Source organism: Sinomonas albida, assembly GCF_004919045.1.
Lineage (GTDB): Bacteria > Actinomycetota > Actinomycetes > Actinomycetales > Micrococcaceae > Sinomonas > Sinomonas albida.
In genome coordinates this window covers 1-25,239 of the sequence record NZ_SWDW01000007.1, presented here as the reverse complement: position 1 = coordinate 25,239, position 25,239 = coordinate 1, and the positions used below count along the sequence as shown (strand labels likewise).

Below are 25,239 nucleotides of genomic sequence, written 5' to 3'. Positions count from 1 at the left end.
GACGCAACCCTCGGGGGTTCAACCCTGGTCAGCCCGACCTGAGCCGGCCCAGCTCTGGCCGGCTCATTCCCAGCCCGCCCCCCCCCCCCAGCCCCCAGTACAGCCCCCGGCTGACATGCCGGTGACAGCCCGCGCGTCGGGCCCGGCTGTGGCGCCGCGGGGGAGCGAACTCCCGCCAAGCCGCCACGCCGTCCCTGGGCCGCCGCTCGCGCCCCCGCGGTCAAGGCCGGTGGGGGTCCGGTCGGACCGGGAGTCGGACGCTCAGCGCAAGGCCCGCCGCGTCGTGCAGAACGCGAATATCGCCCTCTATGCAGCGGCGCTGCTCATCGTCGCGGCCGCGGCGCTGTTCCTCGCGAGCAGCACCGCCGACTCGGTCCGCCTCGGTGGACTCATCGCAATCACCGGGCTGTTCTATGGGGCCGGCCTAGCGGTCCATGCGCGCGTCCCGCGCCTGCGTCCGGCGGCCGTGGCGTTGACCGGGACCGGTCTTGCTCTCCTCCCCGTGGCTGGCCTCGCCGTCGACGTCATTGCCGTGCACCGGCCCCCGGCCACGTGGCTGGTGACGAGCGTCGTGGGCCTCGTCGCGTTCGGCGCGGCCGCAGTGCGCCTCGAGAGCCGGCTCCTCGTCTACCTGTCCCTGACGTTCGCGTTCTCCGCCGCGTGGTCGGGGGCGACCGCTCTGGGCGGGGCGCTCGCGGCCGACTTCGCCGCGATGCTCGGCCTTTCAGCGGTGCTCGGTGCCGCGACGGTCCTGAGGCCCCGGTGGATCCCGCCGCTCGTACTCCGGCCCATTGCGAGGCTCCACCCCTACGTCGCACCGGCGACCTTCGTTGCGGCCACGTTCGCGGCGGGGATCCTGGACCGCTGGGAGTACCCGCTGCTCGTGGGCGCACTGTGCTTCTACTTCGGCGTCTCGGCGTTCGTGCGCGGGCCCCTCGTGCTGCGGCGCGCATCGTGGTGGGCGGCGCGGACGACGGCGGCGATCGCCGCCGGGACCGCCGCGGCCCAGGCTGCGGACCTCGGGGCGTTCGGCGGCCGGGTCATCGATCTCGACGCAGGGTTGGTGGTTGCCATCGCCACGATCGCGGCGACGATCGTCGCCGTGGGCCTGCTCGAGGAGAGGCTCTCGGCCGCGCTCTCGTCGTCCTCGGCGAGGGTCCTCGCGGAACAGGCCGTAGCGGTGGCCGTCCAGTTTGCCCTCCTCGCGATGCTCCTCGCGAGCGCGTCCCTCCGCGTCGTCGACGAGGGCGCGATCGTGCTCGCGTTCGCGGCGGTGGCGGCGTCTGCCCAGTTCGTCGCGTGGTGGCACGGGCGTGCTGCTGAGTTCCTCCCGGTCGCCGCGTTCGCCGCCTTGGCGATCGTGCACGGGTTCGTGACGTCGGCCCAGTTCGCCACCCTCGCGGTCTGGGCCGTCGCGTACTGGCTCATCCGTGCTGTTTCCACGGGCCGCGGCCCGTCTCCGGTCCCCGACGGGATTGCCGGTCTCCGCGTGGGCTGGACGCGAGCCCAGCTCGTGGCGGCGGCGCGCTACGGGTCGCTCGTCGCGGTGCCCGCCGTCGTCGATGCCTTGCTGCCTGCCGAGGCTTCCACGGACCGTGCGGCAGCTCTCGCCGCCGCGGTCGCGATGGCCGCGCCGGCGCAGCTCGCCGTGACGGCCCTGGTCGCGGTCCTCGGGCGCCACGAGTTTGCGCGGGATTGGCTCGTCTCGACGCTGGCGACGGCAGCGGCGGTGGCGAGCGGCGTCGTGTGCTTCGCCGAGCCGCGAACGCAGTCGGCGCTGCATCTTGCGGTCGTGACGGTCGTGTGCGTGGCCGCCGTCGCCGTCTGGGCTGCCCTGTTTCCCCGTCTGGTCCCGCGCGCCGCGGGCGCCCTCGGACAGCGCGCCGGCGCCGGCGAGGCGGTTCCTCCGGTCCTGGTCGCGCTGATTGCGGCCGGGGCCCTCGCGGCCGATCGCTGGGGCGCGGGCAACGCCGCGCTGACGTTGACCGCGGCGATGCTCGCAGGCGGCGCCACGTGGTCTGCCGGCCCCACCCGGCGCTGGGTCTACGTCTGGCTCGCGAGGGCCGCGGCGACCATGCTCGCCGTGACGCTGTTCCATGCTCTGGCACGCGACCGCTGGGAGTTCACCGTCTTCGGACAGCCCGTCGCTTCGCTGCACGTGCTCGTCGGGGTTCTGCTCCTTCAGCTCGCGATACCGCTCGTCGTGGGCGCACGCCGAACGGGGCCGTTCCGGTGGGCCCTCGAGGACGCAGCCGTCGTGCTGGGCGGCACGGCGCTCGCGGCCTTCGCGCTGTGGCCGGCCTCGGCCTATGCATCACCGGGCGGCACGGGCCCCGGCCCCCTGACTGCCACGCTCGTGGTCGGTCTCGCGGCGGCGTCCGCGCTCTCGGGCGCGCTCCTGCGCGCGAGGGTCGAGGCTCTCTGGCTCGCGTGGGCCGGTATGGTCGCGGCGGCGCTCCTTTCGGGCGGCGATGGGCGCGTTCTCGAGTTCGTGGTGGGTATCGCGGCCGCCCACAGCGCGATCATGGTGTGGCTCGCCGCGGGCGCGGCTGCACGTGGCCTCCATCTCGTGGCGGCGCGGGCGCTCCCGCTGCTCCTCATGGCACTCGTGGTGCATGACGCGACGGCATCGACGAGCGCGGTGAGCGTGGCCCTCGCGCTCGGCCTCGCTGCGCAGCACGCCGTGCGCCGAGCGCTTCGGGGAAGGGCTGCCGGGCTCCCGTTCGAGCAGGCCTCGTACTGGAGCGGCCTCGCGGCACAGCTCGTGCTCCCGATCGTGTACGCCGCGACGTCGGCGGGGGAGCCAGGCGGCGGCCGCTGGGTCCTTCTCGTCGAGGCGGCGCTTGCCCTCGCGAGCGTCCTGGCGACCGTTCGCAGACATCCGCCCGCCGGGCGCCTCGGCGTCCTCGCGGCGCTCCTCGGGTTCGCCTGGGCGGGCCCCGGCGTCCGCTTCCCGGCCGGTCAGGCGTTCGCAGCGCCTCTCCTGAGCGGTGCCGCGCTCGCTGTCGTGTTTGCCGTGCTCGCGATCGCCCAGGCCGCGGGCCTGGCGCGCTGGGAGGGGCGGAGCGCCCCCGACGGATCGGTGCGTTCCGGGCCCGCAGTCCTGCCGTGGGCGTGGACGTCCGGCGGGGCCGTGTTTGCCGTCTCTGCGGCGGTGGCCGGGCTGGGCGAGGAGCCGTGGGTCTTCGGCCTCGCGCTCGCCGCCTGCTCGACGGTGCTCCTCGTCGCGAGCTGGTCCTGGCGAGGGGTTGCTGGCTCGGCCGCGGCGACCTTCCCGCTCGGCTGTGTCGCCGCGCTTGCCGCAGGGACGGCGCTGGGCCATAGCGTCTTCGCCCGCGAGCCGTTCCCGTGGAACGAGGCGATGCCTGCCCTCGTCGGTGGCCTCGTGCCAGCCGGCGTCGGGGTCGGCCTGCGGTGGATGGCGGCGCGAGCGGACGACGGCGCCCCGCTCGCCGAGTCGCTGAGGAGCCTCGCCGTGGAACCCGTCCGCCGGTGGTCAGTCGCGGGCGCGGCTGGTCTCGCGCTGCTCCTGGCGGCGCGAGCCGTGTGGGCGCCGCCGGCCGCCGTCGTCCTTCCCGTGCTCGCCGCCGCGCTCGCAGCGCTCGTCGTCGCCGAGCTGCCGCCGCGGGCGCGCCGGCTCGGCACCGAGCTCGGGGCGGTGCTTGTGACCGCGGCGCTCGAGCGGGCGGTCTTCGCCGGGCATGGCGACGTGAGCGTGTTCTGGCTCGCGCAGTGGTACGTGGTGCTTGGCGCGGTGGTGGCAGCCCTGCGTTATTCAGCGGGACAGCGTCGGCCAGGCAGGGTGTGGCTGGCGGCCGCGGCGGGGCTCGTGAGCTTGTCCGGCTTGGCTGCGGCCGTCGGCGCCGATGCCCCGCAGCAGGTGTGGCTGCTCGTCGCGTTCGCCGTCCTCACCGCGGGCGGACTCGTGGTGGGGGAGCGGGCGTTCACCGTCTGGGGCGCGGTCGGGGTGATCGCGTGCGTCCTATGGGCAGTGCGGGCGTATCCCTACCTTCTCCTCGGAGTCCTCGGCCTCGCGCTCATCGGCGCCGCAGTCTGGTGGCTCGTGCGCACCCCGCGCGGCACGCTGCTACCGTAGCTTGCGTCGGGTTCCGCCCGCCCGGCGCCCCCGAGAGAGGACCCGCCGTGGCCTGGATCATCGTCATCGCGCTCGTCATTGTGGTCGTTGCCGGCTACTTCAGCATCCGGAAGAACTTCAAGAACGAGATCGAGCGAGCCAAGCGCATCCGCCGCGCCAACCGCGGCGAGTAGACCGCGCCGTCGTCCGCCATCGCCGAGGGCACTGGCCCAGGCCGGCACCCGCCCTACGGCAGACCAGTCCACGCCGGCGCCGGCCCTAAGGCAGGCCCATGCTGCCCTGTGCCGGCATCGGCTGGCCCACGCTGCCCCACACCTGCACCGGCGCCTACGGCCGGGCCGCGCGACGGGCCGCGCTCAGGCGCCGGAGCCACTCGAAGGAGGCCTTCGGGGTGCGCTTGAGGGTCTCGAAGTCAACGTGGACGAGCCCGAACCGCTGCGAGTAGCCAGCGGCCCACTCGAAGTTGTCGAGCAGCGTCCACACGAACCATCCCGCGAGGCGCACCCCCTCGGCCGGGCCGCCAGGCCGGACCGCGAGCAGCGCGGCCTCGAGGTGGGATGCGAGATAGTCGATGCGCTGCCGGTCGTCGATCTCGCCGTCCACACGGTCCGGCTCGGGGAAGCTCGCTCCGTTCTCGGTCACGAGGACTGGTGGGAGGGCCGAGGCGTAGCGTGTGCGGAGCTCGGCCAGCTGGACCGCGATGTGCCCGGGCGCGATCGGCCAGCCGAAGCCGGTCCGCGGAAACTCGGGGAAGTCGGCGAGGTGGAACGGCAGGCGCGAGAGCGCGGAAGGGTGCTCGTTGTCCGCCGCGGGTTGCCCGCCCGGACCCGTCCCGGGCCTCGGCTCGGCCTCCGGGCCACCCGCGGCGACCCGGACCGGGTAGTAGTAGTTGAGCCCGTAGAAGTCGAGCGGCTGGCGGATGGTGGCCAGATCGCCCGGGCGGACCGCGGCGGCGAGCGGGCGGAAGTCTGCCCGCGCGAGCCACGGGATGCGGGGATAGCGGCCCAAGAGCACCGGGTCCGCGTAAAGGCGGTTGAAGATGAGGTCGAACACGCCGGCGTGCGCCCGGTCGAGCGGGCGCCGCGACTTCGGGAAGACCGGGGCGTGGAGGTTCGTGATGCCGATCCCGCCGCGCGCCCCGGCGGCGCGCAGCGCTTGGGTGCTGAGCCCGTGCGCAAGGAGCTGATGGTGCGCCGACGGCAGGGCGCCGAACAGGAGCTCGCGGCCGGGGGCATGCACGCCCAGTGCGTAGCCGTTGAGCGTGACAGTGACCGGCTCATTGACCGTGATCCACCGCGCCACGCGGTCGCCCAGACGCCGCCCCGCCTCGGCTGCGTAGTCGGCGAAACGCAACGCGGTGGCGCGGGCCAGCCACCCGCCGTCGTTCTCGAGGGGGAGGGGAGTGTCCCAGTGGTACAGCGTCACCACTGGGCTCACGCCCGCGGCGAGGAGGGCGTCCACGAGCCGGTCGTAGAACGCCCACCCCTTCTCGTTCCACGAGCCGCGGCCGTCCGGCTGGACGCGCGGCCAGGCGATGGAGAGGCGGTAGGCGTCCACCCCGAGGCGGGCTATGAGCGCCACATCCTCCTCGAGCCGGTGATAATGGTCAGTGGCGACGGCGGGGGAGTCGCCGTTGGCGATCGCTCCGGGCCGCCCGGCGAAGTCGTCCCACCCGGACAGCCCACGGCCGTCGTCGTGCACTCCGCCCTCGATCTGGAAGGCCGCCGTCGCGACTCCCAGGAGGAAGTCCGGCGGGAGCAAGGAGGCCAGACGTTCGACGGCGGGGCGCGGCATGGGCCCATCATCGCCCCGCGCGCGGGGCTTGGCTATGGCGGATTGGCCATCTGCACGGATGTCTGGCACACTAGATGAGTTGTTCAAGCGCTCTTTCGCGTCCCGATCCGGATAATGCCGGATGCAGGGTCCAAGCTAGGGCCCAAATATGACCCACCCTCGCATTGAGCTACGGATACGTGCGCGTCAAAACCGCGACACGCCCGACCGCGGGGGTCGGATGGTCGGCTGGCTGAGGAACCCGGAGGCTCCGGATTCAGCCTGTGCGGCCGGTGGTGGTCACGACCTTGAATGCCTCGGCAGCCACGGATAGCTGAAACAGAACAGTGCAGCACTCTCACGAAAGCGAGTCAGGCGATATGGCGGGACAGAAGATCCGCATCCGGCTGAAGTCGTATGACCACGAGGTCATCGATACTTCGGCTCGGAAGATCGTTGAGACGGTCACGCGCGCAGGCGCAACGGTGGTCGGCCCTGTGCCGCTGCCCACGGAGAAGAACGTGTACTGCGTTATCCGCTCTCCGCACAAGTACAAGGACAGCCGCGAGCACTTCGAAATGCGCACGCACAAGCGGCTCATCGACATCATCGACCCGACGCCGAAGGCCGTCGACTCGCTTATGCGTCTCGATCTGCCCGCGGACGTCAACATCGAGATCAAGCTCTAGTAGGGAGGTGCTGAGAGAACTATGACCGCAACCCGCAATGTCAAGGGCCTGCTGGGCACGAAGCTCGGCATGACCCAGGTCTGGGACGAGAACAACAACGTCATCCCCGTCACTGTCGTCAAGGCCGACACGAACGTCGTGACTCAGCTTCGCAACGCTGAGACCGACGGCTACGTGGCCGTTCAGATCGGCTACGGCCAGATCGATCCCCGCAAGGTCACCAAGCCGCTCGCCGGGCACTTCGAGAAGGCCGGCGTGACCCCGCGCCGCCACCTTGTCGAGGTCCGCACCGCTGACGCTGAGACCTACTCGCTCGGCCAGGAGCTCTCGGTCGAGCAGTTCGCCGCCGGCCAGAAGATCGACGTCGTCGGCACGACCAAGGGCAAGGGCTTCGCCGGTGTCATGAAGCGTCACGGCTTCGCCGGCGTCTCCGCCTCGCACGGTGCCCACAAGAACCACCGCAAGCCTGGTTCGATCGGTGCTTGCGCCACTCCGGGCCGCGTCTTCAAGGGTCTGCGCATGGCCGGCCGCATGGGCAACGAGCGTCAGACGACGCTCAACCTCACGGTCCACGCCATCGACACCGAGAACTCGCTGCTCCTCATCAAGGGTGCCCTCCCCGGCGCCCGCGGCTCGGTCGTCCTGGTCCGTTCCGCTGTGAAGGGAGCCTGAACTCATGGCTAACGCAACTGTGAAGGTCGATCTCCCCGCCGAGATCTTCGACGTCCAGACCAACGTTCCCCTGCTTCACCAGGTGGTCGTCGCCCAGCTGGCCGCTGCACGCCAGGGCACGCACAAGGTGAAGAACCGTGGCGAGGTTGCCGGCGCCGGCCGCAAGCCGTTCAAGCAGAAGGGCACCGGCCGCGCCCGTCAGGGTTCGGTGCGCGCCCCGCACATGACCGGCGGTGGCGTTGTCCACGGCCCGACGCCGCGTGACTACTCGCAGCGGACGCCCAAGAAGATGAAGGCTGCTGCGCTCCGCGGCGCCCTCTCGGATCGTGCCCGCAACGGCCGCATCCACGTCGTCGAGACTCTGGGCGGCGCTGAGAAGCCGAGCACGAAGGGGGCCATCGAGACCCTCAAGTCCATCACCGACCGCAAGAACATCCTTGTCGTCCTCGAGCGTGCCGAGGAGTACGCGGCCCTTTCGGTCCGCAACCTCCCCGAGGTCCACGCGCTGTACGCGGATCAGCTCAACACCTACGACGTGCTGGTCTCCGACGACGTGGTGTTCACCAAGGCGGCCTTCGACGCGTTCGTCGCCGACCGGGCGCCCAAGAACGAGGAGACCTCCAAGTGACTGCATCGAGCTACAAGGACCCGCGCGACGTCATCCTCGCGCCGGTCGTCTCGGAGAAGAGCTACGGCCTGATCGACGAGGGCCAGTACACGTTCCTGGTCGACCCGCGCTCGAACAAGTCTGAGATCAAGAACGCGGTCGAGCAGATCTTCTCTGTGAAGGTCGAGACGGTCAACACCCTCAACCGTCCGGGCAAGCGCAAGCGGACCAAGTTCGGCTGGGGCCAGCGCAAGAGCACCAAGCGCGCCATTGTCACTCTCAAGGGTGGCAGCACGATCGATATCTTCGGCGGTCCGCTCGCCTGAGCGGAGACCACTTTAACGAGGAACAGGTAAATGGGAATCCGTAACTACAAGCCGACTACCCCGGGCCGCCGCGGCTCGAGCGTGGCCGACTTCGCAGAAATCACGCGCTCGACCCCGGAGAAGTCTCTGGTTCGTCCGCTCCCCAAGAAGGGCGGCCGCAACAACACGGGTCGCATCACCACGCGCCACAAGGGTGGCGGGCACAAGCGCCAGTACCGTCTGATCGACTTCCGTCGCCACGACAAGGACGGCGTCAACGCCCGCGTCGCGGAGATCGAGTACGACCCGAACCGTACGGCTCGCATCGCGCTCCTGCACTACGTGGACGGCACGAAGCGCTACATCATCGCGCCGAACAAGCTGGCCCAGGGCGACTTCGTCGAGTCCGGTCCGGACGCCGACATCAAGCCCGGCAACAACCTGCCGCTCCGCAACATCCCGGTCGGTACGGTCATCCACGCCGTCGAGCTCCGCCCCGGTGGCGGCGCCAAGCTCGCCCGCTCCGCGGGTGCGTCGGTGCAGCTCGTCGCGAAGGACGGCAAGTTCGCGCAGCTTCGCCTGCCTTCCGGTGAAGTCCGCAACGTCGACGCGCGCTGCCGCGCGACCGTCGGCGAGGTCGGCAACGCCGAGCAGTCGAACATCAACTGGGGCAAGGCCGGCCGCATGCGCTGGAAGGGCGTCCGCCCGACCGTCCGCGGTGTCGCCATGAACCCGGTTGACCACCCGCATGGTGGTGGTGAGGGCAAGACCTCCGGTGGTCGCCACCCGGTCAACCCGAACGGCAAGCCCGAGGGCCGCACCCGCCGCCCGAACAAGGCGAGCGACAAGCTCATTGTGCGCCGTCGTCGTACTGGCAAGAACAAGCGATAGGAGCCTGGACACATGCCACGCAGCCTGAAGAAGGGTCCTTTCGTTGACCAGCACCTCTTCGTGAAGGTCGCCCGGGAAAACGATAAGGGCACCAAGAACGTCATCAAGACCTGGTCCCGCCGCTCGATGATCGTCCCCGACATGCTCGGGCACACGATCGCCGTGCACGACGGCCGGAAGCACATCCCGGTCTTCATCACCGAGTCGATGGTCGGGCACAAGCTCGGCGAATTCGCCCCGACGCGGACTTTCCGCGGCCACGTGAAGGACGACAAGAAGGGCAAGCGCCGCTGATCTGCCTCACGGCAGATCGAAGCAGTGCTTGGACTTCGAGAAAGAGAAGGAAAGCAATGGAAGCCAAGGCAATTGCGCGGCACCTCCGCGTAACGCCGATGAAGGCCCGGCGCGTCGTCAACCTTGTTCGTGGCAAGCAGGCGAATGAGGCTCTGGCGATCCTGAAGTTCGCCCAGCAGGCGGCTTCGGAGCCGGTCTACAAGGTGCTCGCGTCCGCGATGGCCAACGCGCGCGTCCTGGCGGACCGCGATGGTCTCCCGTTCGACGAGAGCGACCTCTACATCAGCGAGGCGTTCGTCGACGAGGGTCCGACCATGAAGCGGTTCCAGCCGCGTGCCCAGGGCCGCGCGTACCGCATCAAGAAGCGCACCAGCCACATCACTGTGGTCGTGGCGACCCCGGAGAACGAGGAGGCCCGCTAAATGGGACAGAAGGTCAACCCGCACGGGTTCCGACTCGGCATCACCACCGACCACGTCTCGCACTGGTTTGCCGACAGCAACAAGCCCGGCCAGCGCTACAAGGACTTCGTCCGCGAGGACGTTCAGATCCGCAAGCTCATGACCACGGGCATGGAGCGCGCCGGCATTGCGCGCGTCGAGATCGAGCGCACCCGCGACCGCGTCCGCGTGGACATCCACACGGCACGTCCGGGCATCGTGATCGGCCGCCGCGGCGCCGAGGCCGACCGCATCCGCGGCGAGCTCGAGAAGCTCACCGGCAAGCAGGTCCAGCTGAACATCCTCGAGGTCAAGAACCCCGAGATCGAGGCTCAGCTCGTGGCCCAGGGCATCGCGGAGCAGCTCTCGAGCCGCGTCGCGTTCCGCCGCGCCATGAAGAAGGCCATGCAGTCCGCGCAGCGCGCCGGTGCCAAGGGCATCCGTGTTGCGTGCTCCGGCCGCCTCGGCGGTGCGGAGATGTCCCGCTCGGAGTTCTACCGCGAGGGCCGCGTGCCCCTGCACACGCTCCGCGCGAACATCGACTACGGCTTCTACGAGGCGAAGACCACGTTCGGCCGCATCGGCGTGAAGGTCTGGATCTACAAGGGCGATGTGACGTCCAAGGAGCTCGCGGCCCAGGCCGCTGCCGCTCCGTCGTCGCGCGGCCCCCGTGGTGACCGCAGCGACCGTCCGGGCCGCCCCGGTGGCGAGCGCCGCCGTCGTCCGTCTGGCGACCGCCAGCCGCAGGCTGTCTCCGCTGAGGCCGCTGAGGCTCCGGCCGCTGAGGCTGCCGCTCCGGCAGCGGAAGGAGGAGAGGCTTAAATGCTTATTCCCCGTCGTGTGAAGCACCGCAAGCAGCACCACCCGGGCCGCTCGGGCGCTGCGACTGGCGGCACGAAGGTCAGCTTCGGCGAGTACGGCATCCAGGCCCTCTCGCCGGCGTACGTGACCAACCGCCAGATCGAGGCGGCTCGTATCGCCATGACCCGCTACATCAAGCGTGGCGGCAAGGTCTGGATCAACATCTACCCGGACCGCCCGCTCACCAAGAAGCCTGCCGAGACCCGCATGGGTTCCGGTAAGGGTTCGCCCGAGTGGTGGGTCTCGAACGTCAAGCCGGGCCGGGTTCTCTTCGAACTCGCCGGCGTGAGCGAGGAAGTGGCGCGTGAAGCGCTCCGCCTCGCCATGCACAAGCTCCCGTTGAAGGCGCGCATCGTGCGTCGCGAAGGTGGTGAATGAGAATGGCAGTCGGTTCGAAGGACCTGACCGCTGAGAAGCTCGACCAGCTGGACAGCGAGCGCCTCTTCGAGGAGCTCAAGAAGGCTAAGGAAGAGCTGTTCAACCTGCGCTTCCAGTCCGCTACGGGTCAGCTCGAGAGCCACGGCCGCCTCGGCGCCGTGAAGAAGGACATCGCCCGCATCTACACGGTGATTCGTGAGCGCGAGCTCGGCATCCGTGTGGCGCCGGTGTCTGTCGTCGCGGAGACGACGGCGAAGAAGTCCAAGAAGGCCGCCAAGACCGAGGCCGTTGAGGCCGAGGGCACCGAGGAGGCCGCCAAGTGAGCGAGCAGGAGAACAAGGTGACGGAGAACGCCCCCGTGGCGGAGTCCGCCGAAGAGCGCGGCCACCGCAAGACGGCCCGCGGCTACGTCGTGTCCGACAAGATGGAGAAGACCATCGTCGTCGAGGTCGAGGACCGCGTGAAGCACTCGCTCTACGGCAAGGTCATCCGCCGCACGACCAAGCGCAAGGCCCACGACGAGAACAACGTCGCCGGCATCGGCGACCTCGTGCTCATCACGGAGACCCGCCCGCTGTCCGCAACCAAGCGGTGGCGCCTCGTGGAGATCCTCGAGAAGGCCAAGTAGGCCTTCCCGTCTCCCGAGACACAGCAGTACCCGAGCGGCCCGTCCCTTTCGAGGGGCGGGCCGCTTCGGCGTCTCAGGTGCAGCTACCGCCGGATGTCAAGAGGGCTCGCCTTTCGTGCTACGATATTGAGCTTGTACGGCTGCATTCGGCGTGCCCACTGAAGTCCCTGTGGCTTCGGCGTGCCCGACGAAGCAGGCGTGCAGTACCTCGTGAACAATCGTGCCACCGCATAATGCCCTTCTGCGCGCCCGCGCGCGGGCTTGCTGGGAAGGGGTCAATTGCCTCTGGCACGGCGGTTCAGGCCCGTTCTGGCCACATCCAGGCGGGTCGAGAGACACCCCGACAATCCGTTCCGCAAGGCTCGGCGCAGCTTTACCGCGACCTGAGAACCGGCGAGACGTAAGGAGTAATAGTGATTCAGCAGGAGTCGCGGCTCAAGGTCGCCGACAACACGGGTGCGAAGGAAATCCTGACCATCCGCGTTCTCGGTGGATCCGGCCGCCGCTACGCAGGTATCGGCGACGTCATCGTCGCCACCGTCAAGGACGCGATCCCTGGCGGCAACGTCAAGAAGGGCGACGTGGTCAAGGCCGTCGTCGTCCGCACGAAGAAGGAGCGCCGCCGCGCGGACGGCTCCTACATCAAGTTCGATGAGAACGCGGCAGTCATCCTCAAGAACGACGGCGACCCCCGTGGCACGCGTATCTTCGGCCCGGTCGGCCGCGAGCTGCGCGACAAGAAGTTCATGAAGATCGTCTCGCTGGCTCCGGAGGTGCTCTGACTCATGGGCGCAAAGATCAAGAAGGGCGACCTGGTCCAGGTCATCACCGGCTCCAAGCAGGAGAAGGGTGGCGACAAGGGCAAGCAGGGCAAGGTCCTGAAGGTGTTCCCCGCTACGAGCCGCGTGCTCGTCGAGGGCATCAACCGCGTTACCAAGCACACGAAGGTCGGCCAGTCGCAGCGCGGCTCCAAGACCGGCGGCATCGAGCAGGTCGAGGCTCCGATCCACGTCTCCAACGTGGCTCTCGTTGACCCCGAGACCAAGAAGCCCACGAAGGTCGGCTTCCGCGTCGAGACCGTGGAGAAGGACGGCCGTCAGAAGACGGTCCGTGTCCGCTACTCCAAGGCCACTGGGAAGGACATCTGATGACTGAGACTGTCGAGACTCCGGTCAAGATCGTGCCCCGTCTCAAGGCGAAGTACGCGGAGACCATCAAGTCCTCGCTCCTTGAAGAGTTCAAGTATGGCAACGTCAACCAGGTCCCGCGCCTGGTCAAGGTCGTCGTCAACATGGGCGTCGGCGACGCCGCAAAGGACTCGAAGCTCATCGAGGGCGCTGTGCGCGACCTGACCCTCATCACGGGCCAGAAGCCGCAGGTCACCAAGGCCCGCAAGTCGATCGCCCAGTTCAAGCTGCGTGAGGGCATGCCGATCGGCGCCTTCGCGACGCTTCGCGGCGACCGCATGTGGGAGTTCGTGGACCGCCTCGTGACCCTCGCGCTTCCGCGTATCCGCGACTTCCGCGGCCTCAGCGGCAAGCAGTTCGACGGCAACGGCAACTACACGTTCGGCCTCACCGAGCAGGTGATGTTCCACGAGATCGACCAGGACAAGATCGATCGCCCCCGTGGCATGGACATCACTGTCGTCACGACCGCCAAGACCGATGACGAGGGCCGCGCGCTGCTGAAGGCGCTTGGCTTCCCGTTCAAGACCGAAGACTGAATCACTACGTGACAGGTCCGCGCTGCGCCTGAGGGCGCACGGCCACGAGCCGAGCGGAAACCGTCATGAGGAAGGGCACGAGCCCATATGACTATGACTGATCCCGTCGCAGACATGCTTACTCGTCTGCGCAATGCCAACTCGGCCTACCACGACGAGGTTGCCATGCCGTCGTCGAAGCTCAAGGTGCGGGTTGCCGACATCCTCAAGGCCGAAGGCTTCATCGCCGGCTGGAAGGAAGAGGACGCCGAGGTCGGCAAGAAGCTGACCCTCACGCTCAAGTTCGGTCCGAACCGCGAGCGTTCGATCGCGGGTGTCCGCCGCATCTCGAAGCCGGGTCTCCGCGTGTACGCGAAGTCCACGAACCTCCCGCACGTGCTGGGCGGCCTCGGCATCGCCATCCTGTCTACCTCTTCTGGGCTCCTGACTGACCGTCAGGCCTCCAAGAAGGGCGTGGGCGGCGAAGTCCTCGCGTACGTCTGGTAAGGGAAGGAAGAAGAAGATATGTCCCGCATTGGACGTCTCCCCATCACCGTCCCCGCCGACGTCGAGATCAACATCGATGGCGCGCTGGTGACCGTCAAGGGCGGCAAGGGCGAGCTCTCGCACTCCGTGGCGAGCCCCATCGAGGTCAGCCTCGAGGACACCACGCTCTCGGTGACCCGCCCGAACGACGAGCGCCTCTCGCGCTCGCTGCACGGCCTCACCCGGACGCTCATCGCCAACATGATCGAAGGCGTGACCAAGGGCTACGAGAAGAAGCTCGAGATCGTCGGCACCGGTTACCGCGTGCAGGCGAAGGGCTCGGACCTCGAGTTCGCGCTCGGCTTCTCGCACCCGGTGACCGTCGCTGCCCCTGAGGGCATCGCGTTCACCGTCGAGGGCCCCACGAAGTTCACTGTGTCCGGCATCGACAAGCAGCGCGTCGGCGAGGTTGCGGCCAACATTCGCAAGCTGCGCAAGCCCGATCCCTACAAGGGCAAGGGCATCCGTTACGCCGGCGAAGTTGTCCGCCGCAAGGTCGGGAAGGCTGGTAAGTAACCATGGGTCTGAGCATCAACAAGAAGCGCCCGGCCAAGTCGCGCACGGCTTCTCGTTCGCGCCGCCACATCCGTCTCCGCAAGCGCGTCGTCGGCTCTGCCGAGCGTCCGCGTCTCGTGGTCACGCGCTCGTCGCGCCACGTGTTCGTCCAGGTTGTCGACGACAGCAAGGGCATCACTGTCGCGTACGCCTCGACGCTCGAGGCTGACCTGCGTGGTCTCGAGGGCGACAAGACCGCCAAGGCCAAGCGCGTCGGCGAGCTCGTCGCCGAGCGTGCAAAGGCTGCTGGTGTCGAGGCCGTCGTGTTCGACCGCGGTGGCAACAAGTACCACGGCCGCATCGCTGCGATCGCAGACGGCGCGCGGGAAGGCGGGCTGGCACTGTGACCGTCGAGAACAACGAGAAGGACAACGTGTCTGAGAATGTGACCGAGGGCGCCGCTGAGGCTGCCGCCCCCGCCAACGAGGACCGCCGCGGCGGCCGTCGTGGCGAGGGCCGCGGTCGTGGCGACCGTGGTGGCCGTGGTGGCCGCGACGGTGGCCGTGACGCCGAGAAGAACCAGTTCGTCGAGCGCGTCGTAACCATCAACCGCGTCGCCAAGGTCGTCAAGGGCGGCCGCCGCTTCAGCTTCACGGCTCTCGTGGTGGTCGGCGACGGCAACGGAACCGTGGGTGTCGGCTACGGCAAGGCCAAGGAAGTTCCCGCGGCCATCGCCAAGGGCGTCGAGGAAGCTAAGAAGTCCTTCTTCCGTGTCCCGCGCATCGGCACGACCGTTCCGCACCGCGTGCAGGGTGAGGCCGCCGCAGGCGTCGTCATGCTGCGTCCGGCTGCTCCGGGTACCGGCGTGATCGCCGGCGGTCCGGTGCGTGCCGTGCTCGAGTGCGCGGGCATCCACGACGTCCTGTCGAAGTCCCTCGGATCCTCCAACGCGATCAACATCGTCCACGCGACGATCGAGGCGCTCAAGGGTCTCGAGGAGCCGCAGGCCGTGGCCGCCCGTCGTGGCCTGCCTCTCGACGAGGTCGCACCGGCTGCCATGGTGCGCAACATCGAGAACCAGAAGGCAGGTGCATGAGTCATGGGGAAGAACCTGGCTCCCTCCGACGCCACGTTGGAGATCACCCAGATCAAGGGCGTCATCGGCGCCAAGCAGAACCAGCGCGATACCCTGCGTTCGCTCGGGCTCAAGCGCATCGGCCACACGGTCGTCCGCAAGGCCGACGCTGTGACCGTGGGCATGATCAACACGGTTCCGCACCTCGTGAAGGTTGAGGAGGCGAAGTAATGGCTGAGAAGGAAACTGAGCAGGGCACGGAGCAGCGCTCCCAGAAGGCGACTGCTCTCAAGGTCCACCACCTGCGTCCGGCTGCCGGCGCCAAGACCGCGAAGACCCGTGTGGGTCGCGGTGAGGGCTCCAAGGGCAAGACCGCAGGTCGCGGCACCAAGGGCACGAAGGCCCGCTACCAGGTGCGTGCGGGCTTCGCAGGTGGGCAGCTTCCGCTGCACATGCGCCTGCCGAAGCTTCGCGGCTTCAAGAACCCGTTCCGGGTCGAGTACTCGGTCGTCAACCTCGAGCGGCTCGTCGAGCTGTTCCCCGAGGGTGGCACCGTGGGCGTCGAGGAGCTCATCGCGAAGGGCGCCGTCCGCAAGAACCAGCCCGTCAAGGTGCTGGGGAGCGGCGACATCACCGTGAAGCTGGACATCACTGCCCACGCTTTCTCGGCAACCGCCGCGGAGAAGATCGCCGCAGCCGGCGGCTCCACTAACGTCGCCTGACTGAAGCGGAGCGCGCTAGCGCTGTGAACTGAAGGCCCCGGCCGCCGTCGTGTGTTACGCACGACGGCGGCCGGGGCCTCTCGCGTTAAGCCGCGCCGTGCGTGCGGGACGGGACCCCGCAACGTGCGGGACGGGACCCCGCAACCGGTGGGACGGGACCCCGCAACCCTTGTGCAACTGCCGGGATTATCTGCTCGGCCGTGCCTGCCGCTAGACTCGGTAGCTGTACCTGCCCGCGCCGTACCCTGTGCGCGGGCCCTTAACTTACGTTCCTCGTGATCGGGGAGGAGAAGCGTGCTTTCTGCCATCGGCCGGGCTTTCCGAACGCCGGACCTGCGGCGCAAGCTGCTGTTCACGCTGGGCATCATCGCCATCTATCGTTTGGGTGCCTTCATCCCCTCGCCAGGCGTCAACTACAGCAACGTCAAGACGTGCCTCTCGCCCCTGGTCTCCGGACAGGATCAGCAGCAGGGCATCTACCAGCTCATGAACCTGTTCAGCGGCGGCGCACTCCTGCAGGTGTCCGTGTTCGCCCTCGGGATCATGCCGTACATCACGGCGAGCATCATCGTTCAGCTGCTCCGCGTGGTGATCCCGCGGTTCCAGGAGCTGTACGACGAGGGCCAGTCGGGACAGACGAAGCTCACGCAGTACACGCGCTACCTCACGATCGCCCTGGGCCTGCTCAACGCGACCACGCTTGTCTCGCTCGTGCGCTCGGGGCAGCTGTTCCCGAACTGCCAGCTGCAGATCATCCCGGATCAGAGCATCATCGCGACGATCCTCGTGATCATCACGCTCACCGCCGGCACCGGCCTCATCATGTGGATGGGCGAGCTCGTGACGGAGAAGGGCATCGGCAACGGCATGTCGCTGCTCATCTTCACGTCGATCGCTGCGAACTTCCCCGCGTCGCTCGGCGCGATCTGGACCTCGAAGGGTCCGGGCACGTTCTTCATCGTGCTGGCGATCGGCCTCGTGACCATGGCCCTCGTGGTCTTCGTCGAGCAGTCGCAGCGGCGCATTCCGGTCCAGTACGCGAAGCGCATGATCGGCCGCCGCACGGTGGGCGGCACGACGACGTACATCCCGGTCAAGGTCAACATGGCGGGCGTCATCCCGGTCATCTTCGCCTCGTCGATGCTGTACCTGCCGGCGCTCGTGGCGCAGTTCAACACGCCCAAGGACGGCTCGAACATCGCGCCGTGGGTCGAGTGGATCAACAACAACCTGACCAAGGGCGATCACCCGGTCTACATGGTGATCTACTTCGTGCTGATCCTCTTCTTCACCTACTTCTATGTCGCGATCACGTTCAACCCTGAAGAGGTCGCCGACAACATGAAGAAGTACGGTGGCTTCATCCCGGGCATCCGGGCCGGGAAGCCGACTGCGGACTACCTGCAGTACGTACTCTCGCGCATCACCCTGCCGGGCTCGCTGTACCTCGGCATCGTGGCTCTCATTCCGCTTATCGCGCTCGTGCTGGTCCAGGCCAACACGAACTTCCCGTTCGGCGGCACGTCGATCCTCATCATGGTGGGCGTGGGTCTCGAGACGGTCAAGCAGATCGATGCGCAGCTCCAACAGCGACACTACGAAGGACTACTGCGATGACGAGAATGCTGCTCATTGGCCCGCCAGGTTCCGGCAAGGGCACCCAGGCCGAACGAATCTCGGACCGACTCGGCATCGTGGCCATCTCGACCGGGGACATCTTCCGCTACAACGTCAAGGAGCAGACTCCTCTCGGCGTCGAGGCGAAGAAGTACATGGACGCGGGCGACTTCGTCCCGGACAGCGTCACGAACAGCATGGTTCGCGACCGCCTCGCCCAGGACGACGCCCGCGAAGGGTTCCTCCTCGACGGCTACCCGCGCACCGTCGCGCAGGTGGAGTACCTGGACGGGATCCTCAGCGAGGACGGCCTCGGGCTCGACGTCGTCCTGCAGCTCACGGCGGACGACGAGGAGCTCATCCGGCGCCTGCTCGGCCGCGCGAATGAGACCGGGCGAAGCGACGACAACGAGGCCGTGATCCGTCACCGCCTCGAGCTGTACCACACGCAGACCGAGGCCGTCGTGTCCCGGTACCTGGAGCGCGGGATCCTGACGCGCGTCGACGGGATCGGGCTCATCGACGAGGTCACCGAGCGCGTCCTCGCGGCGATCAAGAACGGTGCGCCGGACCCGGCCTGAGCCCGGCATCGACTGTTCCTCGGGAGCGGTCAGCATGACATGAAAAGACGACGGCGCCTCTCGCCCAGAGCGAGCGGGCGCCGTCGGGCTGTGAGGGGGAGAGGAGTCCCGTGATCGGGCAGAGGAAGATCGAGTACAAGAACAACGGACAGCTTCGGATCATGGCCGAGGCGGGCGTGCTGCTGAGCCGCGCGCTCGATGCCGCCGTGGCAGCGGTCGGCCCGGGCGTCACGACTGATGAGCTCGACGCCGCGTTCGCGGAGGTCGTGGACGCCGCGGGCGCGCAGTACAACTTCCTGGGCTACTACGGCTACCCCAAGCACATCTGCGTCTCGGTGAACGAGGAGGTCGTGCACGGCATTCCGGGCCCGCGGACGCTCCGTGAGGGCGATCTCCTGTCGATCGACGGCGGGTGCATCGTGCGCGGCTGGAACGCGGACTCCGCGCGGACCGTCATCGTGGGTGAGGGCGACCCCGCGGACGTCCGGCTCTCCGACGTCACCCGCAAGGCCATGTGGCGGGGCATCGCGGCGTTTGCCCGCGGCACGCATGTGGGAGACATCGGGGACGCGATCGATGACTTCGTGAGCGAGCAGGACGGCGCCCCGTTGGGCATCCTCGAGGACTATGTGGGCCACGGGATCGGCTCGCAGATGCACATGGCACCGGACGTCCTCAATTACCGCACGGGCCACCGGGGCGCCAAGATCAAGCCCGGCATGGCCCTCGCGATCGAGCCGATGCTCGTGCGCGGCTCGATCGAGACCCGCATTCTCGACGACGAGTGGACGGTCGTGACCACCGACGGTTCGCGCTCGTGCCAGTGGGAGCACTCCGTGGCCCGCCACGCGGGCGGGATCTGGGTCCTCACCGCGGAGGATGGCGGCGCGTCCGAGCTCGAGCCGCTCGGCGTGACCCCGGTTCCCATCCCGGCCTGACCCTGCTCGCTCCCGAACGGAGCCGGCGGCGGACCTGCCCCGGCGGTCGCGCCCCAGGGGGATTGGCTGCCCGCAGAAGGTCCGCCGGGAATGCCTGACCGCGCGGGCACGTTCGGGACCTTCGTGAAGGCATTGACGTATGACCAGTTCGGAGAAGCAGACGTACTGACCCTCAAGGAGGTACCGGACCCGCATCCCGGATCCGACTCCGTGCTCGTCCGAGTTCACGCGGCGAGCCTCAACCCGGTGGACTACAAGGTCCGCCAGGGCCACCTGAAGGGCCTCATCGACACCGTGTTTCCGGTGATCCCCGGCTGGGACGTGGCAGGCGTGGTGGTGAAGACGGGCCTCGACACCCCGGAGTTCGAGGTGGGGGACGAGATTCTGGCCTACGCGCGCAAGGACGTGATCTCTGGCGGAACACTGGCCGAGCTCGTCGAGGTCCCCGTGCGCACTGCCACCCGGAAGCCGGCGGGGATGAGCTTCGAGGAGGCCGCAGCCCTTCCGCTCGCGGGCCTCACGGCGCTCCAGACGGTACGCAGGGCCGGGGTCAGCGCGGGCTCGACCGTGCTGGTCCACGCGGCAGCCGGAGGAGTGGGCTCGTTCGCGACGCAGCTTGCCGTCGCCGCGGGCGCGCGCGTGGTCGGGACGGCGTCGCCGCGCAACCACGACTACGTACGCTCCCTCGGCGCCGAGCCCGTCACGTACGGCGAGGGCCTCGTCCAAGCGGCGCGCACCCTCGCGCCGGAGGGATTCGACGCCATACTCGACTTCGTGGGCGGCCCGGCGCTCAAGACCGTTCCGGAGCTCCTGCGCGAGGGCGGGGTCGTGGCTTCTGTGGCCGATCACAAGGCCCGCGACGTGTACGGCGGCCAGTACATCTGGGTCCGCCCCAACCCGGACGACCTCGCGGAGCTCGCTGAGCTTGTCGCGAACGGGCAGCTCAAGGTCGAGCTCGCGCGCGTCGTGGGGCTCGACGGCGCCGCCGACGCCTACCGCGAGCTCGAGGGCGGCCACGTGCGCGGGAAGCTCGTGGTGCGCATCTAGCGCGTGCGGGTTAAGCACGACGGCGGCCGCTCACCCTCCCCAGCTCCTCCCGGAGCACGCTTCGCGTGCTCCGGGTCCATCGGCGCTGTGGGCCCGGTGAGCGGCGGCCGTCGTTCGCCGCAGTGGCGAGCCGAAATGCGGGACTGAGCCGCCGAGCTCAGGCGTTGAGCTTGGGCTTGACGTCCTTCTCGTAGATGCCCTGGAGCGTCTTCTTGAGGGACGTCATCTCCGTCTTCACGTCGGCGTCCTGCGTGAGGATCTTCGCCGCGGTCTTGCCCATCTCTTGGTCCGCACCCGGGAGGAAGACGCGCGCGTTGTCCTGGACGCGCGTGACGGCGAGCTGGTCGATCGCGGTCTGGATCTGCGGCGTCTTGGCGAGGACGGTCGTCATGTCGGAGGACTTGCGGACCGGCATGTAGCCCGTTGCAGCGGAGAACATCGCGGCGTTCTCAGGGCTGGTCGCGAACTGGATGAACATCGCGGCGGCGAGCTGCTGCTCCTTCGGGATGCCCGTGGAGATCCCGAGCCCGGCGCCGCCGGTCGGGCAGACGTTCTGGCCCGACTTGGGGCCGCCGGGAAGGAAGCCCACGCCGACGTTGAACTTGGCCGACTGGAGGACGCCCACGAGCGAGCCCGTCGAGGACACTGCCGACGACGCGATGCCGGCGCTGAAATCGTTCGACTGGTCCTTCGACGACACTCCGGCCCACTTGTCCTTGTAGACGGAGTCCTTCGCCCACTGCATGGCGGCGACGGCGTCGTCGGAGTCGCACGTAACGTCCCAGTCCTTGGACCAGCCCGTGCCCCAGCCCCACAGGTTGTTCTGCATGGTCCAGCCCGCGTAGCCGGCCATCGGGCCGTACTGGAACGCGTGCTGGGCGGCGCCCGCCGCCTGGAGCTTGGGGGCCCACTCGCCGAACTCGGCCCACGTCTTCGGGGCGCGGTCGGGGAGGCCCGCCGCCTTGAAGTGGTCCTTGTTGTAGTAGAAGAGCGGCGTCGAGCGCGCGTACGGCATGGCCCACTGCTTGCCGTTGTACTGGTAGTCCTTGATGAGCGAGTCGCGGTAGTCGCTCACCTGGACGTTGAGCTGCTTGTTGAGCGCGTCCAGCGAGATGATCTGGCCATTGATGTAGTTGCGGAACCACCACACGTCCGAAAGGACGATGACGCTCGGGAGGCCGGACTTCGCGGCCTGGGCGGCCTGGAACTTCTGGGCGACGTCTTCGTAGGACGAACCGGCGGTCACGATGTTGACCGTGATGCCGGGGTTGGCCTTCTGGAAGGCGTCGACGATCTTCTGCTCCACGGCCTGGGACGAACCCGGGTGGTTGGTCCAGAAGTCGATGCTCGCGGCGGGCTTGACGCCTGAGAAGTCCGCGTCGGCGGTCTTGCTCGTGGCGGAGCTGCCCGAGGTGTCGGGGCCGCCGCACGCGGCGAGGGCCAGAGTGCCGGCCCCTGCGCCCGTGAGGGCGAGGAAGCGACGGCGGTCGAGGGCCATGATGGAGCGGCGCTCGGTGGTGGGTGCCATGGATGTGCCTTTCTCAGGGTGTGGGTGATGGAGCGTGTGCGAGGTTCTGCTGGGTCTTGGGGGCGGCGAGAGGCGAAGCCGGGGCGCTAGTTCGAGACGCTGCCCTGGGTGAGCCCGGACACGATGTAGCGCTGGAGCATCGCGAAGACCACCAGGACCGGGACGATCACGAGCACGGCACCGGCCATGAGGATTCCCCAGCCGTTGCCGACGTTGCCCTCGGAGTTCTGGAGCAGCGTGAGCCCCACGGGGAGGGTCATCGTCTCGGCGCGGTCCGTGATGATGAGCGGCCAGATGTAGTCGTTCCACTCGCTGACGATCGTCACGAGCGCGACCGTCGCGATGGACGGCAGCGAGACGGGCGCCACGATCTGCCAGAGGCGGCGCCAGTGCCCCGCGCCATCGATCTCCGCCGCCTCGAGGAGCGAGCCGGGAAGCGTCATGAAGTGCTGGCGCAGGAGGAATGTCCCGAACGCCGTGCCGAGCCCCGGGAGGATGATGCCCCAGAGCGTGTTCTTGCCGCCGATCCCGGCGATGAGCACGTAGTTCGGCAGGATGGCGACCTGCGGCGGCACCATGAGCGCCACGAGGATGAGGACGAAGATGACGTTCTTGAACGGGAACCGCACGAACACGAGCGCGTAGGCCGTGAGGATCGCGAGGGTCACCTTGATGGCCGAGCCCACGAACGTGACGATCGTGGAGTTGAGGAAGAAGCGGCCGAACGGGACGGTCGTCGTGGCCTGGACGTAGTTCTGGGCCGTGGGCTCCCGGGGGATAACCGTGAGATCGGTCGTGAGGATCTCGCCGACCGGCTTGAACGAGCTGATCACCATCCACGCGAGCGGCAGGAACACGATGAGCGTCGCGACGGCCAACGGGACGTAGCCGCCCGCGATGGTCTTGACGAGGTTCGCCTTCGAGAACGCGCGGTCGCGGACCGGGGGCGGAGCCGACGCGGGGGAGGCGGTGACGGTGACGGGGGCGGGCGCGCTCATGCGTAGTGCACCTTCTTCTCGACGAACCGGACCTGGACCACCGTGATGATCAGCAGGATCGCGAACAGGATCACCGAGATCGAGGCCGAATAGCCCGCCCGGTTGTAGGCGCCGAACGCCTGGAGGTACGACTCGTAGATGAGCGTGCTCGTGCCGTCGCCGAGCGGCGTCATGACGCGGATGAGGTCGAACGCCTGGAGGCTCGAGAGGATCGTGGTGATGAGGAGGAAGAACGTCGTGGGGGAGAGGAGCGGGAGCGACATGCTCCAGAAGCGCCTCGCCGCGCCCGCGCCGTCGATCGCCGCGGCCTCCATGACGTCGGATGGAAGCGACTGCAGCCCCGCGAGGTACACGACCGCGCAGTAGCCGAGGTTCTTCCAGACGTACACGATCGTGATCATCGTGAGCGCGAGCTGCGGGTTGTTGAACCACTCGGGGCTCTTGCCGCCCAGGCCCTTGAGGATCCACGAGAGGACGCCGTAGCCGGGGTCGAAGATGAACATCCACACGAGGCCCACCCCCACGCCGGAGAGGACGTAGGGCGCGAAGACCGCGGCCCTGGCGAACGTCGTGCCGCGCACCCTCGAGTTGAGCGCGAGCGCGACGAACATGCCGAGGACCATCGAGAGGCCCACGGTGCAGATCGTGAAGACGGCGGTCGTGCCGAGCACGCGAGGGGCGTCGTCGCTCGTGAAGAACTCGACGTAGTTGTCGAGGCCCACCACGCGAGCCGTCGTCGCGCCCAGCGTCCAGTCGAGCGTCGAGTACTGGAGGTTCGCGAAGAGCGGCCGGTACGTGAAGACGGCGATGAGGATGAGGTTCGGGAGCGCCATGGCGAGGAACACCACGAAATCCCGGCGGCTGCGGGCACTCCAGCGGGGGCGCCGCGGTGCGGGCGCCTCTGAGGTGACCGTCGTGGGACGGTCTAGGTCTATATGAGTCATGATGCGAATGGCTCCTTGTGCGGGGCTCCCCCGAGCCCGGTACTACTGGGCACCGCGCAGCTGAACCTGCAACGGTCGCGCCACCAGTCGAGCATGGATTGAAACTTCGATGCGCCCGGATTGGCACTTCCCGGCAAGAGTTCCCTAAGCGGCAGCCAAGAGTTAACTCCGCGTTCCGACCCAGGTCGTCAAGCGTGAGATCTGGGGCACAATGGGCCGCATGGGATCCCTCCTCGATGTCCCCGGCCTCCGGGTGGGCCACGCGCACCGGATGGGCGACGGCTGGCTCACGGGCGTCACGGCGGTCCTCGCCCCGCCCGATTCGGCAGGCGGCGTCGACGTGCGCGGGGGAGGGCCCGGGACGAGCGAGACCGACGCGCTCGACCCCTCGACGCTCGCGCAGAACGTCGACGGCGTCGCGCTCTGCGGCGGCAGCGCGTACGGACTCGCTGCCGCGGCCGGCGTCCAGCAGTTCCTCGAGGCGGAGGGTCAGGGCTTCGCCGTCATGGGAGGTGTGGTGCCGATCGTTCCGGGCGCCGTGATCTTCGACCTAGGCCGCGGCGGCGACTTCTCGAAGCGCCCCGACACCGCGATGGGCTACGAGGCCGCGACCGCCGCAGTGCGTGCGGGGGAAGCGGACGACGGCGCGCTCCGCGGCTGCGTCGGGGCCGGCACCGGCGCGGTGCTCGCGCGCGGCAGGTACAAGGGCGGGGTGGGCATGGCGTCTATCGCGATCCCGGGCGGGCCCGTGCCAGGTCCCCCGGGCGCGCCCGAGGTGAGCCTGCCCGAGGGGCTCGTGGTGGGCGCGCTCGCCGTCGTCAATGCAGCCGGTGCGCCGGTGTTCCCGGGTGAGGCCCCGCCGTCGTTCGCGGCGCCCGCCGGACCGGTCGCGACGGGTGCCAACACGACGCTCGCCGTGGTTGCGACGAACGCCGCGCTGACGCCGGCCGAATGCAAGCGGACTGCGACCGCGGCGCACGCGGGCCTGGCCCGGGCGCTCAATCCGAGCCACACGCTCGTGGACGGCGACACCGTCTTCGCCCTCTCGACCCGCGCCATCGAATTCGATCGGACCCCGGACTTCGCCCGCACCGTGGGGCTCGTCACCGTGCAGACGGCCGCCGCGGAGGCCGTGCGGCTCGCGATCCTCGACGCGGTCCGCCGCGCCACGGCCGTCACGACGCCGGCGGGCACGTGGGAGCCGTACCCGGCCCCGGCCGAGTAGAGCGGGAGTCTCACCACGTTCTGCTGGCCCGCGCGGCGCGTTGCCGGATTGAGGCGGCCCAACCTCAAACGGTCAATGCAATTCGATCGTGAGGGTGGGTCCGATGGCTTCGGGAGTTGGGCAGGGGCGACGCTGGCGTGGAATGACCTTCGCCGAGCGGTGCGCCTCTGAGCATGAAGTGTGG

Annotated in this window: 31 protein-coding genes; 27 read left to right on the top strand and 4 right to left on the bottom strand. The window is 68.7% G+C overall.

Annotation, left to right across the window (positions count from 1 at the left end):
• Positions 1 to 283: 283 nt before the first annotated feature.
• On the top strand, positions 284 to 4,096 hold the full coding sequence (locus E6A26_RS08410; protein ID WP_136610757.1) for a hypothetical protein: 3,813 nt from the start codon (positions 284 to 286) through the stop codon (positions 4,094 to 4,096).
• A 47-nt stretch (positions 4,097 to 4,143) separates the two neighbouring features.
• Complete coding sequence (locus E6A26_RS18040) at positions 4,144 to 4,269, top strand: hypothetical protein (protein WP_268815292.1); 126 nt, start codon at positions 4,144 to 4,146, stop codon at positions 4,267 to 4,269.
• A gap of 154 nt (positions 4,270 to 4,423) precedes the next feature.
• On the opposite strand, the gene E6A26_RS08405 is transcribed toward E6A26_RS18040, so the two are convergent.
• The gene (locus tag E6A26_RS08405; RefSeq protein ID WP_136610756.1) at positions 4,424 to 5,890 is read right to left on the bottom strand and encodes a glycoside hydrolase family 1 protein; all 1,467 of its coding nucleotides are present in this window, start codon (positions 5,888 to 5,890) and stop codon (positions 4,424 to 4,426) included.
• A 359-nt stretch (positions 5,891 to 6,249) separates the two neighbouring features.
• On the opposite strand from E6A26_RS08405, the gene rpsJ reads away from it, so the two are divergent.
• From rpsJ to E6A26_RS08285, 24 genes are all read left to right on the top strand, one after another.
• Complete coding sequence (gene rpsJ, locus E6A26_RS08400; protein WP_043119398.1) at positions 6,250 to 6,558, top strand: 30S ribosomal protein S10; 309 nt, start codon at positions 6,250 to 6,252, stop codon at positions 6,556 to 6,558.
• A gap of 21 nt (positions 6,559 to 6,579) precedes the next feature.
• On the top strand, positions 6,580 to 7,230 hold the full coding sequence (gene rplC, locus E6A26_RS08395; RefSeq protein ID WP_136610755.1) for a 50S ribosomal protein L3: 651 nt from the start codon (positions 6,580 to 6,582) through the stop codon (positions 7,228 to 7,230).
• A 4-nt stretch (positions 7,231 to 7,234) separates the two neighbouring features.
• On the top strand, positions 7,235 to 7,858 hold the full coding sequence (gene rplD / locus E6A26_RS08390) for a 50S ribosomal protein L4 (RefSeq protein WP_136610754.1): 624 nt from the start codon (positions 7,235 to 7,237) through the stop codon (positions 7,856 to 7,858).
• Positions 7,855 to 8,163 carry a 50S ribosomal protein L23 gene (gene rplW, locus E6A26_RS08385; RefSeq protein ID WP_136610753.1) on the top strand — a complete coding sequence of 103 codons (309 nt, stop codon included), beginning with the start codon at positions 7,855 to 7,857 and terminating at the stop codon, positions 8,161 to 8,163. The genes rplD and rplW overlap by 4 nt, the downstream gene beginning before the upstream one ends.
• Before the next feature lie 30 nt (positions 8,164 to 8,193).
• The gene (gene rplB / locus E6A26_RS08380) at positions 8,194 to 9,033 is read left to right on the top strand and encodes a 50S ribosomal protein L2 (protein WP_136610752.1); all 840 of its coding nucleotides are present in this window, start codon (positions 8,194 to 8,196) and stop codon (positions 9,031 to 9,033) included.
• 12 nt (positions 9,034 to 9,045) lie between these two features.
• Positions 9,046 to 9,327, top strand: coding sequence for a 30S ribosomal protein S19 (rpsS, locus tag E6A26_RS08375; RefSeq protein ID WP_136610751.1), 282 nt, complete (start codon positions 9,046 to 9,048; stop codon positions 9,325 to 9,327).
• Positions 9,328 to 9,383: 56 nt separating this feature from the next.
• Positions 9,384 to 9,749: a 50S ribosomal protein L22 gene (gene rplV, locus E6A26_RS08370; protein WP_136610750.1), complete on the top strand. Its 366-nt coding sequence runs from the start codon at positions 9,384 to 9,386 to the stop codon at positions 9,747 to 9,749.
• Positions 9,750 to 10,589, top strand: coding sequence for a 30S ribosomal protein S3 (gene rpsC / locus E6A26_RS08365; RefSeq protein ID WP_136610749.1), 840 nt, complete (start codon positions 9,750 to 9,752; stop codon positions 10,587 to 10,589).
• Positions 10,590 to 11,006 carry a 50S ribosomal protein L16 gene (rplP, locus tag E6A26_RS08360; RefSeq protein WP_136610748.1) on the top strand — a complete coding sequence of 139 codons (417 nt, stop codon included), beginning with the start codon at positions 10,590 to 10,592 and terminating at the stop codon, positions 11,004 to 11,006.
• A gap of 2 nt (positions 11,007 to 11,008) precedes the next feature.
• Positions 11,009 to 11,329, top strand: coding sequence for a 50S ribosomal protein L29 (gene rpmC, locus E6A26_RS17895; protein ID WP_136610747.1), 321 nt, complete (start codon positions 11,009 to 11,011; stop codon positions 11,327 to 11,329).
• Positions 11,326 to 11,634, top strand: a complete 309-nt coding sequence (gene rpsQ / locus E6A26_RS08350; RefSeq protein WP_136610746.1) for a 30S ribosomal protein S17 — start codon at positions 11,326 to 11,328, stop codon at positions 11,632 to 11,634. Before rpmC ends, rpsQ begins: the two co-directional genes overlap by 4 nt.
• Positions 11,635 to 12,047: 413 nt before the next feature.
• Entirely contained in the window at positions 12,048 to 12,416 is a 369-nt protein-coding gene (gene rplN, locus E6A26_RS08345; protein ID WP_043119386.1) for a 50S ribosomal protein L14, read from the top strand.
• A gap of 3 nt (positions 12,417 to 12,419) precedes the next feature.
• Positions 12,420 to 12,782, top strand: a complete 363-nt coding sequence (gene rplX / locus E6A26_RS08340; protein WP_136610745.1) for a 50S ribosomal protein L24 — start codon at positions 12,420 to 12,422, stop codon at positions 12,780 to 12,782.
• Positions 12,782 to 13,360, top strand: coding sequence for a 50S ribosomal protein L5 (gene rplE, locus E6A26_RS08335; RefSeq protein ID WP_136610744.1), 579 nt, complete (start codon positions 12,782 to 12,784; stop codon positions 13,358 to 13,360). Before rplX ends, rplE begins: the two co-directional genes overlap by 1 nt.
• An 87-nt stretch (positions 13,361 to 13,447) precedes the next feature.
• Positions 13,448 to 13,846 carry a 30S ribosomal protein S8 gene (rpsH, locus tag E6A26_RS08330; RefSeq protein WP_136610743.1) on the top strand — a complete coding sequence of 133 codons (399 nt, stop codon included), beginning with the start codon at positions 13,448 to 13,450 and terminating at the stop codon, positions 13,844 to 13,846.
• 18 nt (positions 13,847 to 13,864) lie between these two features.
• Positions 13,865 to 14,401 carry a 50S ribosomal protein L6 gene (gene rplF, locus E6A26_RS08325; RefSeq protein ID WP_136610742.1) on the top strand — a complete coding sequence of 179 codons (537 nt, stop codon included), beginning with the start codon at positions 13,865 to 13,867 and terminating at the stop codon, positions 14,399 to 14,401.
• Between the two features lie 2 nt (positions 14,402 to 14,403).
• Entirely contained in the window at positions 14,404 to 14,787 is a 384-nt protein-coding gene (rplR, locus tag E6A26_RS08320; RefSeq protein WP_136610741.1) for a 50S ribosomal protein L18, read from the top strand.
• Between the two features lie 38 nt (positions 14,788 to 14,825).
• Positions 14,826 to 15,476 carry a 30S ribosomal protein S5 gene (gene rpsE, locus E6A26_RS08315; RefSeq protein ID WP_211129059.1) on the top strand — a complete coding sequence of 217 codons (651 nt, stop codon included), beginning with the start codon at positions 14,826 to 14,828 and terminating at the stop codon, positions 15,474 to 15,476.
• 3 nt (positions 15,477 to 15,479) lie between these two features.
• On the top strand, positions 15,480 to 15,686 hold the full coding sequence (gene rpmD, locus E6A26_RS08310) for a 50S ribosomal protein L30 (RefSeq protein WP_136610739.1): 207 nt from the start codon (positions 15,480 to 15,482) through the stop codon (positions 15,684 to 15,686).
• On the top strand, positions 15,686 to 16,177 hold the full coding sequence (gene rplO, locus E6A26_RS08305) for a 50S ribosomal protein L15 (RefSeq protein WP_136610738.1): 492 nt from the start codon (positions 15,686 to 15,688) through the stop codon (positions 16,175 to 16,177). The genes rpmD and rplO overlap by 1 nt, the downstream gene beginning before the upstream one ends.
• A 294-nt stretch (positions 16,178 to 16,471) precedes the next feature.
• Positions 16,472 to 17,794, top strand: a complete 1,323-nt coding sequence (secY, locus tag E6A26_RS08300; protein WP_136610737.1) for a preprotein translocase subunit SecY — start codon at positions 16,472 to 16,474, stop codon at positions 17,792 to 17,794.
• Positions 17,791 to 18,375: an adenylate kinase gene (locus E6A26_RS08295; protein WP_136610736.1), complete on the top strand. Its 585-nt coding sequence runs from the start codon at positions 17,791 to 17,793 to the stop codon at positions 18,373 to 18,375. The genes secY and E6A26_RS08295 overlap by 4 nt, the downstream gene beginning before the upstream one ends.
• Before the next feature lie 110 nt (positions 18,376 to 18,485).
• Positions 18,486 to 19,313, top strand: a complete 828-nt coding sequence (map, locus tag E6A26_RS08290) for a type I methionyl aminopeptidase (RefSeq protein ID WP_136610735.1) — start codon at positions 18,486 to 18,488, stop codon at positions 19,311 to 19,313.
• A gap of 123 nt (positions 19,314 to 19,436) precedes the next feature.
• Positions 19,437 to 20,360, top strand: a complete 924-nt coding sequence (locus E6A26_RS08285) for an NADP-dependent oxidoreductase (RefSeq protein WP_136610900.1) — start codon at positions 19,437 to 19,439, stop codon at positions 20,358 to 20,360.
• 157 nt (positions 20,361 to 20,517) lie between these two features.
• Here E6A26_RS08285 and E6A26_RS08280 read toward each other — a convergent pair whose 3' ends face one another.
• The 3 genes from E6A26_RS08280 to E6A26_RS08270 all read right to left on the bottom strand — a co-directional run bounded on the left by E6A26_RS08280 (position 20,518) and on the right by E6A26_RS08270 (position 23,830).
• Positions 20,518 to 21,888 carry an ABC transporter substrate-binding protein gene (locus tag E6A26_RS08280; protein WP_234865240.1) on the bottom strand — a complete coding sequence of 457 codons (1,371 nt, stop codon included), beginning with the start codon at positions 21,886 to 21,888 and terminating at the stop codon, positions 20,518 to 20,520.
• An 86-nt stretch (positions 21,889 to 21,974) separates the two neighbouring features.
• Positions 21,975 to 22,886: a carbohydrate ABC transporter permease gene (locus E6A26_RS08275; protein WP_136610734.1), complete on the bottom strand. Its 912-nt coding sequence runs from the start codon at positions 22,884 to 22,886 to the stop codon at positions 21,975 to 21,977.
• Positions 22,883 to 23,830 (bottom strand): carbohydrate ABC transporter permease, encoded by a 948-nt coding sequence (locus tag E6A26_RS08270; protein WP_211129049.1) that lies wholly within the window; start codon positions 23,828 to 23,830, stop codon positions 22,883 to 22,885. The genes E6A26_RS08275 and E6A26_RS08270 overlap by 4 nt, the downstream gene beginning before the upstream one ends.
• 220 nt (positions 23,831 to 24,050) lie before the next feature.
• On the opposite strand from E6A26_RS08270, the gene E6A26_RS08265 reads away from it, so the two are divergent.
• The gene (locus E6A26_RS08265; RefSeq protein WP_136610733.1) at positions 24,051 to 25,055 is read left to right on the top strand and encodes a P1 family peptidase; all 1,005 of its coding nucleotides are present in this window, start codon (positions 24,051 to 24,053) and stop codon (positions 25,053 to 25,055) included.
• Positions 25,056 to 25,239: the final 184 nt, after the last annotated feature.

Coding starts and splice junctions, on each gene's coding strand:
- E6A26_RS08405 (WP_136610756.1), bottom strand. CDS start 5,890: ATGCCGCGCCCCGCCGTCGAACGTCTGGCCTCCTTGCTCCCGCCGGAC.
- rpsJ (WP_043119398.1), top strand. CDS start 6,250: ATGGCGGGACAGAAGATCCGCATCCGGCTGAAGTCGTATGACCACGAG.
- rplC (WP_136610755.1), top strand. CDS start 6,580: ATGACCGCAACCCGCAATGTCAAGGGCCTGCTGGGCACGAAGCTCGGC.
- rplD (WP_136610754.1), top strand. CDS start 7,235: ATGGCTAACGCAACTGTGAAGGTCGATCTCCCCGCCGAGATCTTCGAC.
- rplB (WP_136610752.1), top strand. CDS start 8,194: ATGGGAATCCGTAACTACAAGCCGACTACCCCGGGCCGCCGCGGCTCG.
- rpsS (WP_136610751.1), top strand. CDS start 9,046: ATGCCACGCAGCCTGAAGAAGGGTCCTTTCGTTGACCAGCACCTCTTC.
- rplV (WP_136610750.1), top strand. CDS start 9,384: ATGGAAGCCAAGGCAATTGCGCGGCACCTCCGCGTAACGCCGATGAAG.
- rpsC (WP_136610749.1), top strand. CDS start 9,750: ATGGGACAGAAGGTCAACCCGCACGGGTTCCGACTCGGCATCACCACC.
- rplP (WP_136610748.1), top strand. CDS start 10,590: ATGCTTATTCCCCGTCGTGTGAAGCACCGCAAGCAGCACCACCCGGGC.
- rpmC (WP_136610747.1), top strand. CDS start 11,009: ATGGCAGTCGGTTCGAAGGACCTGACCGCTGAGAAGCTCGACCAGCTG.
- rplX (WP_136610745.1), top strand. CDS start 12,420: ATGGGCGCAAAGATCAAGAAGGGCGACCTGGTCCAGGTCATCACCGGC.
- rplE (WP_136610744.1), top strand. CDS start 12,782: ATGACTGAGACTGTCGAGACTCCGGTCAAGATCGTGCCCCGTCTCAAG.
- rpsH (WP_136610743.1), top strand. CDS start 13,448: ATGACTATGACTGATCCCGTCGCAGACATGCTTACTCGTCTGCGCAAT.
- rplF (WP_136610742.1), top strand. CDS start 13,865: ATGTCCCGCATTGGACGTCTCCCCATCACCGTCCCCGCCGACGTCGAG.
- rplR (WP_136610741.1), top strand. CDS start 14,404: ATGGGTCTGAGCATCAACAAGAAGCGCCCGGCCAAGTCGCGCACGGCT.
- rpmD (WP_136610739.1), top strand. CDS start 15,480: ATGGGGAAGAACCTGGCTCCCTCCGACGCCACGTTGGAGATCACCCAG.
- rplO (WP_136610738.1), top strand. CDS start 15,686: ATGGCTGAGAAGGAAACTGAGCAGGGCACGGAGCAGCGCTCCCAGAAG.
- E6A26_RS08295 (WP_136610736.1), top strand. CDS start 17,791: ATGACGAGAATGCTGCTCATTGGCCCGCCAGGTTCCGGCAAGGGCACC.
- E6A26_RS08280 (WP_234865240.1), bottom strand. CDS start 21,888: ATGGCACCCACCACCGAGCGCCGCTCCATCATGGCCCTCGACCGCCGT.
- E6A26_RS08275 (WP_136610734.1), bottom strand. CDS start 22,886: ATGAGCGCGCCCGCCCCCGTCACCGTCACCGCCTCCCCCGCGTCGGCT.
- E6A26_RS08270 (WP_211129049.1), bottom strand. CDS start 23,830: ATGACTCATATAGACCTAGACCGTCCCACGACGGTCACCTCAGAGGCG.
- E6A26_RS08265 (WP_136610733.1), top strand. CDS start 24,051: ATGGGATCCCTCCTCGATGTCCCCGGCCTCCGGGTGGGCCACGCGCAC.